Annotated in this window: 14 protein-coding genes; 12 read left to right on the top strand and 2 right to left on the bottom strand. The window is 53.9% G+C overall.

Going from position 1 to position 14,522, the window contains the following annotated elements:
* The first annotated feature begins 24 nt into the window (after window positions 1-24).
* The 3 genes from ACL02P_RS12400 to ACL02P_RS12390 all read left to right on the top strand — a co-directional run bounded on the left by ACL02P_RS12400 (window position 25) and on the right by ACL02P_RS12390 (window position 4,084).
* Entirely contained in the window at window positions 25-603 is a 579-nt protein-coding gene (locus ACL02P_RS12400) for a DUF4269 domain-containing protein (protein WP_036645188.1), read from the top strand.
* Between the two features lie 116 nt (window positions 604-719).
* Window positions 720-1,241, top strand: a complete 522-nt coding sequence (locus ACL02P_RS12395; RefSeq protein WP_412837394.1) for a YfiT family bacillithiol transferase — start codon at window positions 720-722, stop codon at window positions 1,239-1,241.
* 230 nt (window positions 1,242-1,471) lie between these two features.
* Window positions 1,472-4,084, top strand: coding sequence for a carbohydrate-binding protein (locus tag ACL02P_RS12390; RefSeq protein WP_412837393.1), 2,613 nt, complete (start codon window positions 1,472-1,474; stop codon window positions 4,082-4,084).
* Window positions 4,085-4,124: 40 nt separating this feature from the next.
* On the opposite strand, the gene ACL02P_RS12385 is transcribed toward ACL02P_RS12390, so the two are convergent.
* Window positions 4,125-5,204: a permease gene (locus tag ACL02P_RS12385; protein WP_085170486.1), complete on the bottom strand. Its 1,080-nt coding sequence runs from the start codon at window positions 5,202-5,204 to the stop codon at window positions 4,125-4,127.
* Window positions 5,205-5,408: 204 nt separating this feature from the next.
* Here ACL02P_RS12385 and selD point away from each other — a divergent pair, with 204 nt between their 5' ends.
* From selD to nagZ, 9 genes are all read left to right on the top strand, one after another.
* Window positions 5,409-6,461, top strand: coding sequence for a selenide, water dikinase SelD (gene selD / locus ACL02P_RS12380; protein WP_412837392.1), 1,053 nt, complete (start codon window positions 5,409-5,411; stop codon window positions 6,459-6,461).
* Window positions 6,462-6,483: 22 nt separating this feature from the next.
* Window positions 6,484-7,521, top strand: a complete 1,038-nt coding sequence (gene mnmH, locus ACL02P_RS12375; protein WP_036624522.1) for a tRNA 2-selenouridine(34) synthase MnmH — start codon at window positions 6,484-6,486, stop codon at window positions 7,519-7,521.
* Window positions 7,522-7,658: 137 nt separating this feature from the next.
* A complete protein-coding gene (locus ACL02P_RS12370; protein WP_412837391.1) occupies window positions 7,659-10,058 on the top strand; it encodes an S-layer homology domain-containing protein in 2,400 nt (799 codons plus the stop codon).
* Window positions 10,059-10,176: 118 nt separating this feature from the next.
* The gene (locus ACL02P_RS12365) at window positions 10,177-10,803 is read left to right on the top strand and encodes a MerR family transcriptional regulator (protein WP_412837390.1); all 627 of its coding nucleotides are present in this window, start codon (window positions 10,177-10,179) and stop codon (window positions 10,801-10,803) included.
* A gap of 4 nt (window positions 10,804-10,807) precedes the next feature.
* On the top strand, window positions 10,808-10,951 hold the full coding sequence (locus tag ACL02P_RS12360) for a hypothetical protein (RefSeq protein ID WP_009225065.1): 144 nt from the start codon (window positions 10,808-10,810) through the stop codon (window positions 10,949-10,951).
* Between the two features lie 164 nt (window positions 10,952-11,115).
* Complete coding sequence (locus tag ACL02P_RS12355; RefSeq protein ID WP_036645134.1) at window positions 11,116-11,574, top strand: DinB family protein; 459 nt, start codon at window positions 11,116-11,118, stop codon at window positions 11,572-11,574.
* Window positions 11,575-11,637: 63 nt separating this feature from the next.
* The gene (locus ACL02P_RS12350) at window positions 11,638-12,180 is read left to right on the top strand and encodes a hypothetical protein (protein ID WP_339299969.1); all 543 of its coding nucleotides are present in this window, start codon (window positions 11,638-11,640) and stop codon (window positions 12,178-12,180) included.
* A gap of 37 nt (window positions 12,181-12,217) precedes the next feature.
* The gene (locus ACL02P_RS12345) at window positions 12,218-12,802 is read left to right on the top strand and encodes a TIGR00730 family Rossman fold protein (protein WP_260070363.1); all 585 of its coding nucleotides are present in this window, start codon (window positions 12,218-12,220) and stop codon (window positions 12,800-12,802) included.
* A gap of 36 nt (window positions 12,803-12,838) precedes the next feature.
* Window positions 12,839-14,161: a beta-N-acetylhexosaminidase gene (gene nagZ / locus ACL02P_RS12340; RefSeq protein ID WP_412837389.1), complete on the top strand. Its 1,323-nt coding sequence runs from the start codon at window positions 12,839-12,841 to the stop codon at window positions 14,159-14,161.
* On the opposite strand, the gene ACL02P_RS12335 is transcribed toward nagZ, so the two are convergent.
* Complete coding sequence (locus ACL02P_RS12335; protein WP_412837388.1) at window positions 14,149-14,484, bottom strand: MGMT family protein; 336 nt, start codon at window positions 14,482-14,484, stop codon at window positions 14,149-14,151. The two genes, nagZ and ACL02P_RS12335, sit on opposite strands and share 13 nt — an antisense overlap.
* Window positions 14,485-14,522: the final 38 nt, after the last annotated feature.

Below are 14,522 nucleotides of genomic sequence, written 5' to 3'. Positions count from 1 at the left end.
AAGGGCATCGGAGGGGGCATGATCATGACAAACAACTTCCTCGACCTCGCTTATTTGCAAAAAGGCAATGAGCGTCAGCGTCAGGCTTACATGGCGATGGAGGAGCTGCAGATGATAGACAGGCTGGCTTCCTATCATCCGGTCTTGGCTGGAACGATTCCGCTCGATATTGATATGCCCGACAGCGACTTGGACATCATCTGCGAGGTGTATGACGCCAAGCGGTTTGAGCAAGAGCTGGAGCGTTATTTTGGGGCATGCAAGGCGTACACCTGCTCCAGCAAAATTGTCGGCGGACTCCTGCGTACGGTCGCGAACTTTACCCATCACGGCTTGGCGTTCGAGGTATTTGGTCAGCCCAAGCCGGTGACGGAGCAGAACGCTTACCGGCATATGGTGATTGAGCACCGGATGCTGGAGATGGGAGGGGCATCGGCCCGGGAGGCGATCCGGAAGCTGAAGGCAGAGGGCTTGAAGACGGAGCCGGCGTTTGGCAAGTTTTTTCGGCTGGAAGGGGACCCTTATGAAACGCTGCTGGCCATGTATGAGTGGGAGGATGCACGGCTGCTCCATTTTATCGAAGAAAGGATCGAAACGAAATGATCCTAAGCAGGATGGTATGGAATAGGATATCGACAACGCCAGCTTGATCAGGTATAAAAGAATCAATAAGAAAGTGAAAGTGGCAGTTTAATTCCTGATCAGGAGGCGAACCAGACATGGACCCTAGATATCCGATAGGCGAGTATGCCTTCACAGGCGAGATTACGGCGGCGCAGCGGGAGCAATGGATACGTGAAATCGAGACGCTGCCGGCGCGATTAAGGCAGGCGGTGGCCGGTTTAAGCGAAGATCAGCTGAACCTCCCTTACCGCGAGGGCGGCTGGACTTTGCGGCAGGTCGTGCACCATCTGGCTGACAGCCATATCCATGCCTACACCCGGTTTAAACTGGCGCTAACTGAAGAGACGCCAACGATCCGGCCTTATCACGAAGACCGTTGGGCGAAGCTGGCCGACTACGAGGGAGACATCGAGGCTTCGCTGCTTCTGCTGGAAGCGCTTCACCGCCGCTGGACCCACCTGTTGAGATCGCTGAGCGAGGAAGACTTTGAGCGTTCGTTCCACCATCCTGAATCGGGGAAGACGACGAGCTTGGCTTATAATCTCGGCAATTACGCTTGGCACGGGAATCATCATCTTGCTCATATTACTGCTTTAAGAACGCGGCTGGATCTTTAGTTCCAGTCTTCTCTTCTGCAGGCAGCCTGAAAGTCCCAATAAGGACGACGGGCTGTTTTTTGTTTGCATCGAAATTGGAAAAGAACTTTAATTTCCGCTATAAATCGGCATTTTGAGTTATAGAAAGAAAGCGCTGTCTATTTTAACATGGGGTTCGTAATCGAACTAATCGATGAAAGGATGGATGATTCGTGAAGGCGGGGACGGGGAAGAGGTCGAGGTGGAGTGCGATGCTCCGATATGTACTGATTGCGATATTGGCTTGTTCGCTGACAGGTGGCGCGCAGATCGCCCCAAAACAGGCGGTCGCTGAAGGAGGAAGCACGCAAGCAACGGAGGCGGTTTATACGTTTGAGGCGGAGGCGGCGGCAAACACCTATTCCGGCAAAGCCGGTCCGGTTGCCTGCGACACCTGCTCCGGCGGGGCGAAAGTAGGCAACCTTTACCAAGGCTCAGCGATGCAGTTTAATGGGGTGAATGTAACGGAGGCAGGCGTTTATAAGCTAAGCTTGTCCTATATTTCCGGGGATCCCCGTTCGTTTATGGTCAGCGTAAATGGCGGAGAGCGGGAGCGTTTCTCGCCGCCGGCGACGAAGGATTGGAATACGGTGGGCGTATTCGACTTTGAGGTCCGTTTACAGGCGGGCGATAATACGTTGTCTTTTGACGATGACGGCGGATATGCTCCGGATTTGGACAAAATCAGCTTGACCTTCGTCACGTCCTCGGAGCCGGGAACCGATCCGGGGAACGGTGAAGATCTGGAGCTTGGTGCGCCGCTCAGTACGGTGAAATACGGGCCGATTGCCGTAACCCGGCACGCGAAAGGGATGAGCGTAACCAGCGGCAGTCTGAAGTTGCTCTATAATACGGAAAATGGGCTCTCGGCGTACAGCTGGAAAAATCGCGGTGAAGAGGCCAAGATCCAAGGGGCGTACAGCTCCATACAGTTGGACCAGTACTTAACCAGCAAGGATTACGCCAAGCATGAGTTCAAGCTGGAAGAGGTGGAGCGGTTCCACGACCGGGGCGGCAAAGGGATCAAGGTCACGGTGAACAACAGGCAGGAAGGTCTGCCGACCCTGAAGCAAATCTACTATATCTATGAGCAGAAGGATTACTTGCTCACTCAAGTTATTGCCGAGCAAGATACGCCGCTCGCAACGAACTATATTGCCCCGCTGATTGTGGATCACCGCGGCGGCGTGGATATCGGCCAATATGGCGACAACCGGGTGCTGGTAGCTCCGTTTGATAACGATGCATGGTCGCGGTATTTGTCCAAGACGATCAACACGGATCTAAACAATCAAAATTATGAAAGCTCGGAACTGACGGCCATTTTCGACAACGACAGCCGTCGCGGCTTTGTGGTGGGTTCGGTAAGTCATGATACGTGGAAAACAGGCATTTATTGGAGCGGATCCAATGACCGGCTGAATAAGCTGAACGCTTATGGCGGCTTCACTTCTCTGGCCTCCACGCACGATTCGTTGCCGCATGCCAAGGTCAGCGGGACGACGATTGCTTCACCGAAGGTGTTTGTTGGATTTTTTGCCGACTATCGGGACGGTTTGGAAACGTACGGGCGGGCAAATGCAGTGGAAGCGCCGCCGCTGGCGTTTGGACCCGATGTTCCGCAAGGGGTTCCGGTGGGCTGGAACAGCTGGGGAGCTGTTGGCAGCAAATTAACCTACGATAAGGTGATCGAGACCTCCAATTACTTTAAGGAGAAGCTGCAAGGGAAGTCGTTTAACAACAATGGTCAGCTGTATATCAACCTCGACTCCTACTGGGATAATATGAACGACGATCAGCTGGGCCAACTGGTTGATCATATCAAGGCGAACGGTCAAAAGGCCGGCATCTATTACGGCCCGTTCGTCTACTGGGGCGATAATTTGAACCAGACGGTGGAAGGAACGGACGGAAAATATACCTATGGCGATATCGTCCTTCGCGATGCGCAAGGGAACCCGCTGCCGAAGCTGGACGGCGCCTATGCCGTGGATCCGACCCATCCGGGTACAAAGCAGCGTATCGACTATTATATGAATCGCTTTAAGGAGCATGGCTTCGAGTATATTAAGCTGGATTTTCTGAGCCATGGCGCACTGGAAGGCCAACACTTTAACCCGCAAGTATCTACCGGCATCCAGGCTTACAATGAAGGAATGGCCTACATCGTTGATGCGTTGGACGGTTCGATGTTTATCAGCGCGTCGATCGCGCCGTTGTTCCCAAGCCAATACGCGCACAGCCGCCGGATCTCCTGCGACGTCGACGGTTCGCTCAACAGCACCGAATACCAGTTAAACAACCTGACCTATGGCTGGTGGCAAAACGGTACGATCTACCGCTACACGGATCCGGACTATATGACATTGGCGAAGGGCGGCTCGCTGCTCGCAGCGCAAACCCGAGTGAACGCGGCGGCGATTTCCGGTACTGTGTTCCTAAACTCGGATGATGTGGCGAATCAGACGGCCCGGGAGTATATGGAGCAGCTGCTGGTGAACCCGGCGGTGAATGCGGTGGCGAAGAAAGGGCTAGCATTCCGGCCGATGGAGGGCAACACCGGAACGGCAGCGGCGGACGCTTACATCTTAAAAGACGGCGGGGGATATTATCTCGCGATCTTCAATTTCACGAACGAGCCGGTGGAACGGACGATCTCCTTCGAGCGGGCTGCCATGGACAACAAAGGGAAGTCCGGCTTCCGCGTGACGGATCTGTGGACTGGTGAAGAATGGCGTGAGAAAACGGAGCTGCACGTCACACTGCAAGGGGCCGAGTCGAAATTGCTTCAGCTTGTTCCTGTTGCGGGGGGCGGGAAAAAATAAACAAAAAAGGAGCCGTGAATCTCGGCTCCTTTTTAATTTGTTACAGCACCCAAGCGCCCACAATCCCGGCAACGATGCCAAGGATGACCACTGAGGCGAACAAGAATCCCAACACCTTGCGCGGGAACGAACGCGACACCATCAGCAGAGACGGCAGGCTGACAGCCGGCAGCGTGATGAGCAGGGCTGCAGCTGGGCCTGCGCCAAGCCCAAGCGCGGTGAACGATTGAATAATCGGAATTTCCGCAGCCGTCGGAATGACGAACAACGTGCCGACGAGGGCAAACAACAGGATGGCCAGAATGCCGCTGCCCAACTCAACGGGGAACAAGACGCCTTGGAAGGCTCCCAGCAGCAAGACGGACAACAGATACGCCGGTACAACGTTCAGGATCATCATCCCGAGGCTCTTCAACCAGCGAAGAGCGAACGGCCCCTCGTTCTTCTGTTCGGCTGCCGCTTCCGCCTTTTCCAGCTCTGCTGGCGCGGGAACCTGCTGGCCTTTCGCCAGACGGTTGGCGAGGTAACTTACCCCAAACGTCAGCACGATGCCAAACACGAGGCGGAGCAAAGTAAATTTCCAGGACAAGACAAAGGTCATGAAGATCAATGTCGCCGGATTCAGTACCGGATTACCCAGCCAGAAGGCCAGGCTGGCGCCGACGGATACATTACGTTTCCGCAGGCCGGCGGCGATAGGGGCGGCACAGCAGGTGCACATCATCCCCGGCAAGGAGACGATACCGCCCAGAAACGTGCTCTTAAACCGGCTGCTGCCGAGCACTTTATATAACCATTGAGCCGGCAGGAGTACCTGGACAAGCGATCCTAGTAAAATCCCGAGGACGGCGGCCTTCCAGACCGATTTGAAATAGGCGGCTGCATAATCGACCGCGGCACTCCATGAAATGGGACCGGAAGCATCTGATCCAAGGATCGAAGAGCCAATCGAATGCTCGGTGGCGGCTTTGAACGCTTTTCCATAATAAGGCCACCATTTGACATAACTTAGGCCAGCGATGGCTATGATGAGAAACAGAACGACAAATATCGCCGTTTTGCGTTTATCCAAACCGCGTGGTTGCTGTTGCGGATAGTTGCCGCTTGATGATGAAACCATAGACTTCATTTCCCTTCACATATGATTCAAAATTTGAACTAAGACACGAAATATAGTATACCATACGATGGCAAGTGAACTACATTGAATCTGCTGGTAAGCGAGAAGCGGGACGGTTGCCATTTGTAATTCAACGGAGTACGCTTAAATAAGCATAAGCTAGAAAATCCTATATCGATACGTAGGGAAGGATTGTGATCCGTCATGTCTACTGTTGAACCTATAAAATTAACATCCTTGTCCAGCAAAGGAGGCTGCGGCTGCAAAATCGGCCCGGCAGACCTCATGCAAGTGATTCGAAGCCTCCCGCCAACGGTGCCGAATCCAGATCTGCTGGTGGGGCTTGATACAAGTGATGATGCTGGGGTTTATCGGTTAAGCGATGACCTCGCGCTGGTGCAAACGGTCGATTTCTTTACGCCAATCGTTGACGATCCGTACGCGTTTGGCCAAATCGCCGCCGCAAATGCGCTCAGCGATATTTACGCAATGGGCGGTAAGCCGCTCACCGTGCTGAACATTGTAGCTTTTCCGATTTCCACTTTGGATAAAAGCATTCTGGCCGACATCCTGCGCGGCGCAGGAGACAAGGTGCAAGAAGCTGGAGCGACGCTGGTGGGCGGCCACTCCATCGACGACAAAGAGCCGAAATTTGGCTTAGCTGTTACGGGATTGGTACACCCGGACAAAGTGAGAACGAATGCTGGCGCCAAGCCGGGGGACAAGCTGATTTTAACGAAGCCGATCGGCGTTGGCATCATGACCACCTCGATCAAGAAGGATCAGCTCAGCGCAGAAGAGACGAAGCGGGTCACCGAAGTCATGTCGACCTTAAACAAAACGGCTGCTGAAGTCATGGAATCATACGATGTGCACGCGTGCACAGACGTAACCGGCTTTGGCTTAATGGGACATGCCCTGGAGATGGCCAAGGGCAGCGGAACCGGCATCACCATCTTCCAGAGCCGCGTGCCGGTGCTTCCACGCGTGCGGGAATTGGCGGAGCAAGGATTTGTCCCTGGCGGAACGAAGAACAATTTCGCGCATGTGGAAGCGAACATTACGTTCCCGGACTCGCTGGATCAGATCGGCCGATACATCCTGTGCGATGCGGTGACATCGGGAGGCTTGCTGATTTCTGTGAATCCGGATCAAAGCGAGCAGCTGTTGGATGAACTGCAGAAAGCCGGCGTGGAAGCGAGCTTGATCGGCGAGGTCACCGCAGAGAACGCGGGCCATATTGTGGTCGAAGCCTAGGAAGGGGTTTGCAGCATTGGATATGTTTCAGGATATAGGCTTGCAGGAATGGGCGGAGCAGCGAGAAAGCGGCAAAGCGATCACCATGATTGACGTTAGATCGCCCTCCGAGTTCGCCGAGTCCACGATTCCAGGCAGTTTGAATATCCCGCTGTTTGATGATCAGGAGCGGGCGGAAATTGGAACTTTATATAAGCAGGTGAGCGTAGACGCCGCCAAACAACGCGGGCTTGAGATCGTTTCAGCCAAGCTGCCCGACTTTGTCCGGAAGTTTGCGGAAATCCCGGGGCGTAAAGCGGTATTCTGCTGGCGTGGTGGGATGCGAAGCCGAACGACGGCGACGCTGCTCAGTCTGATGGATATCCATACGTACCGGCTGGCCGGCGGATATCGCGCTTATCGCCAATGGGTTGTCAGCACGCTCGAGCAGATGGAATTTGCTCCTGAACTCACCGTGATCCACGGGAATACGGGAAGCGGCAAAACCTTGCTGCTTCGCAAGCTTCAGGAACAAGGGTATCCCGTTATCGATCTGGAGAAGATGGCGGGTCATCGGGGCTCGGTGTTTGGGCAAATTGGGCTGCAGGCGCATAACCAGAAGATGTTCGACTCGCTGCTATTGGATGATCTCCTGCGTTATCGGGAAGCGCCTTACGTGTTGATGGAGGCGGAAAGCAAACGAATCGGCAAGGTGGTTGTCCCTGAATTCCTCATGGAGAAGAAAGAGCAGGGGCGGCATATCCGGATCGATCTTCCAACGGACGTACGGGTGCAGATCATTTTGGAGGATTACGAGCCTTGGAACAATCCGGAGGGCTGTCTGCTAGCGTTCCGAAAAATCAAATCCAGAATCCATACGCCCATCGCTGCGGAAATCGAACAAAGCCTGCTTGCAGGCCGCTATGACCGCGCGGTTGAGCTTCTTCTAACTTACTACTATGATCCTCGGTATGCCCATACAGAAGGGCAATACGAGGGAGCGGAATTTACGGTGATTCGGGCCAACACGGTTGACGAAGCCGTCATGGAAGTTCAACGACTCTTACCGAAGTCGGTTTGATTCGGGGAATTTCTTCTTAACAGCTCGCAGAGGTTCTGCGGGCTGTTTTTTTGCTAAGCCGTTTTAGGGATGGTAAATTCAGCCAATTGCATTTACAATGGAAAAGAAAAATGGGTAAATGTGGGAAGGTGAAACGGTTGAAGCAACAGTTAAATCTAATCAGCAAAGCAGCACGGCAAAAGCCGCCTGTCAAATTGGCATTTCTTGGTTTGGTGGCGCTTTCAGTGGCCTTGCCGCAGGGGGCGGCGCTGGCAGAGGAGGCCACAGCCTCTACGTCAACAACGACGACGATCGTAAACACCGGGAACTTGGGAACCGATCCGTCCAAGCAAGGGGAGGCAGTTGCCGATTCGTCTCGTGCCAAAATTACGAAGGAGCAGGCTATCGCTAAGGTTCGGGAGTTGTTTCCGGTTTTGAAAGAGGCGACAGTGAACCAGGTCGAATACGGGATTCATAATGTGTACCCTGCACCAAGCTATCAGGATGTCTGGACCATTCATTGGCAAGTTGAAGTTGGCAATGGGAGTCACAGCTTTTCAAGCAGGGTGGATGCCATCACCGGGGATTTGATGAGCACCTATATTACCTTTCCGCGACAAGGCAATAAGGTCTATTATCCTCCGAAATTAACGAGAGAGCAGGCTTCGGAACAAGCGAAGGCCTTTCTCGCCAAAGCTGCTCCATCGTTATCAGCCGATGAGGTGAAAGAAAGTGATTCTCTTTTTTACTTGGATTCGCAGGCTTTATTTGGTCCGGTACAGTATGATTTTTCTTTCGATGTTCTGAAGAATGGGCTGCCCTCCGGTTTTGAATCCATTCATATCACGGTAACCGGCGATGGAGAAGTCGTCTTTTTTAGCCGTTCTGAGGAGAGGTTGGAATATCCGTCCTCCGTTCCGACGGTTTCTAAAGCGGAAGCGGAGAAGAAGTTCCGAGACGAGTTCCAGGTTGAACTGGGGTATGTCCCGGTACGGAAGAACGGTGCCATTTCCGATTGGATCCTGGCTTGGCAGCCGGTTTCGGATGCTTCCCTGGCCATTAACGCCCAGACGGGACGCAAGATGAACAGTGAAGGTACAGAGCTGACCTCCACCACGGTTACAATTAGCGATGTTCCAGCCGGGACCAAGATATTTGAGCCGCGCACTTCTAAAGTGGAATTAACATCTGATGAAGCCGCGAAGTTGGTGGAACAAACGGCTTTTATTCCAGAAGGCCGGAAGCTTAGATATCCGAGTATGAGCAGCGATTACAGGAATCCGGAGAGGAAGACATGGAGCTTAAGATGGGAAGAGGAGCGCCAGAACCTGACGGGACCGATGTATTTCCCGGCCCAGACGTACGCCACGGTCGATGCCTTGAGCGGACAAATTCTCGAGTTCCAGATTGAAGCCTTTAATTATGGCGAGCCGCGTGAACCGTTGGCGCCTCCGCCTGGAGCAGCGAAACTGAATTATGAGCAAGCGAAGCAGCGCGCCTTGGAATGGGTGAACCAGTTATATCCGCAAGCGAGCCGGAACCTAAAACTGATTGAACGCGGGGAATCTTGGAGTCGCCTCTCGAATGGAGAGCAATTCCGCTTCGAATTGACCCGTTACGTTAATGACCTTCCGGTGCTCGGTGGAGGGGTTTTTATTACGGTCGATGCGTATGGTCGGTTGTTCTTCTATTCTGTGAACCACGAGCAAATTCCGGAGGATCTGCCGGACGGCCAAACAGCAACCGTAACAGCGGAGCAAGCACTCCAATCGTACCTGGACAACTTTAAATTAGAATTGCAGTATAACCAGATCGGCGGGTATATGATTGATAATACCTACGTGGATCCAAAGGTATACCTCGTTTACTCACCGCAATTCAAGGATCCAGGAACGTCTTTTCAAGTGCTGAATGCCGTGACGGGCAAGTGGGTGACGACGTATGAGGGCATCCGCATGGAACCAACGCGGGGTGACATCGAGCCCAAAGATGTGAAGGGCCACTGGGCAGAGGCAGATTTGAAGACCCTGGTTCAATACCGCATTCTAGAAACGGATGAGCAAGGGAAGCTGAATCCCAATGAGACGATCACGGTGGGGGACTGGCTGACCTATGCCGTGAAGGCGGCGAATCCTTATTATACAAGCTACGTGCTGGCATCCCCGTCTGCCGCGTCCGCAGAGGTCTCGATGGACGACAAGTATTCCCAGGCGGTGAAGTACGCTGCCGATTTGGGGTGGATCGATCCGGCCGAGCCGTTACAACTGGATCAGAAGCTGACCCGAGAGCAGCTGGCCGTCTTGCTTACCTCGATGGTCAAATACGATCGCTTGGCGGCGAATTTCTTCGGCAAAGACGCATTCATCAACCAGTTCAGCGATGCCAAGCAAATCACTCGCCCCGGCGAGGTCACCATAGCGGTTCGACTCGGATTGCTGCAAGGCCAGAACGGCAAATTCAACCCGCAGCGCCAAGTCACCAAAGCCGAAGCCGCTTCTATCCTGATGAGATTGGTGAAGCTCCAAGGTCATACCGATCAGCCGATTGCCTCGCAGTAAGCCCCAGGATAGAGTGTTGACTCTCCCCTTTGAGGAGGCCTTAAGCTCAAGGAGCGGACGTCAGGATGGCAATTCTAAGCCGAGACGTAACCGCCAAAGAATAAGGAGGAGATGTTCAATGCTGTACACGGTCAAAGAGGTATCGGACCTTTCGGGAGTAACGATCAAAACGCTGCATCATTACCATAAGATCGGCTTGTTGAAGCCGCGGGAAATCAGCGAGGCGGGATATCGGCTGTACGGTGACCGTGAGCTGGAGCGGCTGCAGGAGATCTTGTTCTATCGCGAATTGGAGCTACCGCTCGCGCAAATTCAAACGCTGCTGGATGAGAAGCGGAACCGCGAGGAAATCTTAAGCGAGCAACGGGAGCTGCTGCGCAGCCGACATCGGAGGCTGGAGACGATTCTGCAAACGTTGGAGAGATCGTTGGAGAGCTCCGCGGCTGGTGAAGTACTAGCGGGGAGGGAGCTGTTTGTTGGGTTTGCCGATGAGGCCGAGTGGCGTGAAGCGCTCAAGAAGCAGGAGGAGCATTTGCGCCACACCTATGGAGTGGAAGTTCCCGGAGCCGAGCCGATCAACGTCTCGGAAATGAACGAGCAAGCCCGGGAATCGATGGAGTTTACGGGGAAGCTGGCCGAGGCATTACGCTCCGGAATTTCCCACGGTGACGAGGAGGTCCGGCAGCTGATCGAAAGACATCTGAATTTTATGGAAAAAACACAGTCACCCTGCTTCTCCGGATGATTTTGTGGCGCAGGCCCGTTTTTTCCTCAGCGTTGAGTTCCATCGCACCATGCTGGAAGGACAACAAACCGGGCTGGCGTATTACTTGCTGGCGGCGGCTGAAGCTTATGCGGCTACCGCGCCGGATGCTAACGACAGTGACCAGTAATACTCATGAGCCCAATACCCCAAAGGCTCCCGCGACATGAGGTCCGGGGGCCTTTTACATTCCGCGTGCTGAATTGAGCCAGATACTTATGGTAAAATCAGGTTACTGCTGAGAAGAGTGGAGTTACGTCTAAGGTACCTTTACCAGGGAAAGGAGTTAGGTTGATGTTAAAGTGGTTTCAATATAATTGGCAAGTCCGGGACGAATGGTTTCACTGGTGTGAGAATGTCCCTGAAGAAGAGCTGCTGCGCAAGCGGGTCGGCGGTGTGGGGAGTATTTTACAGACCTTATTTCATATCGTTGATGTTGAATGGAGCTGGATCCGCACCATCGAAGGGAAACCGGATTTTCAGGAGGACTTCAAATCGTTTATGTCTTTAGAATTGGTGAAGAAGCTGTCGGATTCCTTTCATACGGAAGTCGAGGCGTTTCTTCAGACTTGGACCCCCGAGATGGACGGAATACTTGTGACCGATTCATGGGGAAGAGAGTTTACGCAAGGCGAAATCCTCCGTCATGTGATTGCCCACGAGATTCATCATATCGGTCAGCTGTCCGTGTGGTCACGGGAGTTGGGGCGGGTGCCGGTGTCACCAAATTTTATTGACCGGGGACTTCGTTAGCTTTTGATAAAAAAAAGGGTAACCTATCCATATCTCCCAAATTACGACCGAGGAGGAAACGTCTTGAGACAGAATATTCAGGTGCCCTTTGGTTATGAGCCTCCGGCCCCGAGCCGGAAAGGGACGTTAATCTTCTACGATTCCTTTGAGTTGATTTCGGACGAAGAGCTGCTGCGGGCCGCGGAAGAGGCGGAGACCCGCAAGTTTGCGAAGCTGGTCCTTTATCCGCTCCATGAAGAAACGATGAGACGGATGTCGAAAGAACCGGTGAGTCCTTTCTATCGAAGGGAGGACCGGTTGCATGCGTGGAGACGGGAGCAGAAGGGAGCAGGGCCGGCGCTCCTTGTGGAAGGCTGGGAAGGCAAGCGGAAAAAGTATACGCCCTTCGACACAGCCCTTCGTCATCTAACGGAGGCTTATCCGGCCCCCCACTTCCTGTATCTGACACCGGAGCTGGCAAACCAGTTTGCTTCCTTCTCCTCCTTTGAGGAGTGGATCGTCAAGATCCGGCTTCTGCTTGCGGCCGAGCCGAGCCATCTGCATCCGCGGCTGGAGAAGTTCAGCCATCGTTGGGATCTGGCCGGCGCACGGTTAGATTTCGCTTGAACACGTGTTGTCTATTTATTTTGCAGGAGGGAAGAGGATGAAATCGATTTGCGTATTTGCCGGCTCGCGATTTGGTGAAGACGAGCAATACCGCGTCAAGGCGGAACAGCTGGGAAAAGTCATGGCACAGCGGGGATACCGCTTAATTTATGGAGGCTCTAGGCACGGGCTGATGGGCGCCGTAGCGAATGCGATATTGGAGGCCGGCGGCGAAGCGATTGGCATCATGCCTTCCGGTTTGATTCACGGAGAAATGGCGCATCCGGGGTTGACGCAGTTTATCGAAGTCGAGGGTATGCATGCCCGGAAAGCAAAGATGAGCGAGCTGGCAGACGGGTTCATCGCTCTTCCCGGTGGATTTGGCACGTTGGAGGAGCTGTTTGAGGTGTTATGCTGGCTGCAAATCGGCATCCACCAGAAGCCGGTTGGCGTTCTTAATGTGCAGGGCTATTTCGAGCCGCTGATGGAATTGGTGAATTCCTGCATCCGGGCCGGCTTTGTCCATCCTGGGCATGAAGCCTTGATCAATCTAGCCGAGGAACCGGGCGAGCTGCTGTCGCGGATGGAGAACTTTGTACCGGTTATTGCGGAGAAGAAATGGAAGCAGGGGCGAACCCTGTGAAATATAGGCATTCAAAAAAGAGACGGAGGCGATAGAATGGACAGAATCAACACATCGCATCGGAGCAGAAGCCTCTGGATGATCACTTGCTTGCTGCTGCTCGTGATCCTCGTAGTCGGGGGATGTTCGGGGGCAGCACGCAATCCTTCGTCTTCTGTTGGAGAAGGAAACGGAGGTTCCACCTCCAACGGGACGGAAACGAACCAAGGAGAGACGTCCCCTTCAACCCCCGAAGCGCCGGAAACCTCGGAGAAACCGGCCGATCCTGCCGCCAAACTGCTGGATGAGCTCAGCACCGAGGAGAAAATCGGCCAGCTTGTTCTGGTGGGCATGGATGGAACTGAGCCAAACGACGTGACTCGCCAGCTCATCGAGGAGTATCACGTTGGGGGCTTTATTTTCTATAAAGACAACATCCAGGACACCAAGCAGGCGCTTACCTTATTTAACGGCTTGAAGACCGCCAACCAGAACAAGGCGGTACCGCTGTTTCTGAGCGTTGACGAAGAAGGCGGGCGGGTCAGCCGCATGCCTGGGGAACTCACGAAGCTGCCTGCCGCTCGCAAAATCGGCAATACCGTCAGCGAGGAATTGGCCGGGCAAATTGGCGGAATCATCGGGCAAGAGCTGGCCGGCTTCGGACTGAATCTGGACTTCGCCCCGGTGCTTGACGTCAACAGCAATCCGGATAATCCGGTGATTGGGGATCGGGCATTTGGCACGAAGCCGGAAATCGTTAGCCGCATGGGCATTGCCGTGATGAAGGGAATCCGGGAGCAAGGCGTAATTCCGGTCGTTAAGCATTTTCCGGGACATGGCGATACTTCGGTGGATTCGCATCTGGGGCTGCCGGTTGTGGAGCATGATTTGGACTGGCTGCGGAAGCTGGAGCTGGTGCCCTTTAAGCAGGCGATTCAAGAGGGGGCCGACGTCGTCATGATCGCTCACCTGTTGATGCCGAAGCTGGACCCCGAGCATCCGGCTTCCTTCTCTAAGGCGGTCATTCATGACTTGCTGCGGGAGGAGCTGGGATACGAGGGGACGATCATTTCTGATGATATGACGATGGGCGCCATCGTGGAGCATTACGATATCCGTGACGCGGCCGTGCAGTTCATTCAGGCCGGCGGGAACATCGTGCTCGTGGGCCATGACGCAGAGAAGGAGAAGCAGGTGATTCAGGCGTTGCGCGATGCCGTCAACTCCGGCAAGATTTCAACGGAAACGTTGGATGAACGAGTGTATGATGTGCTGAAGCTGAAGCAGAAATATCAGCTCAGCAACGACCCTGCGCAGGGACCAAATACGAAGCAATTAAATCAGGATATCAGCGATATCCTTAAGCCTTACGGGCTTTGACCCCTGGAGCTGTCCGGGCGGTACTGGTGCTGGTAACGATCCAGATCAATTCGTCCGCCTGGCAGCACTTCAACGCCTTCCGCCTCCAGGTTCCAGGTCTGCTCTTGGAAGGCGGATTCGTCTTGCAATGCGATGTGCCCCTTCCCGTTCACAACCCGGTGCCATGGTAGTCCGTATTTGCTGCTCATGCTGTGAAGAATGCGGACCACCTGCCTCGCGGCACGGGGACTTCCTGCTGCGGCAGCGATTTGGCCGTAGGTCATCACTTTGCCTGGCGGGATGGAGGAGATGATGTCAATCGTTCGTGCGGTAAATGGCTGCATGATGAACAACTCCTTATTTTCAAGGTTGTCTATACCGT

The organism is Paenibacillus sp. MB22_1 (assembly GCF_047200555.1).
In the GTDB taxonomy this organism is placed as follows: Bacteria; Bacillota; Bacilli; order Paenibacillales; family Paenibacillaceae; genus Fontibacillus; species Fontibacillus phoenicis.
Note: the sequence above shows the minus strand (reverse complement) of the source record. Positions and strands in the feature narration are given on the sequence as shown.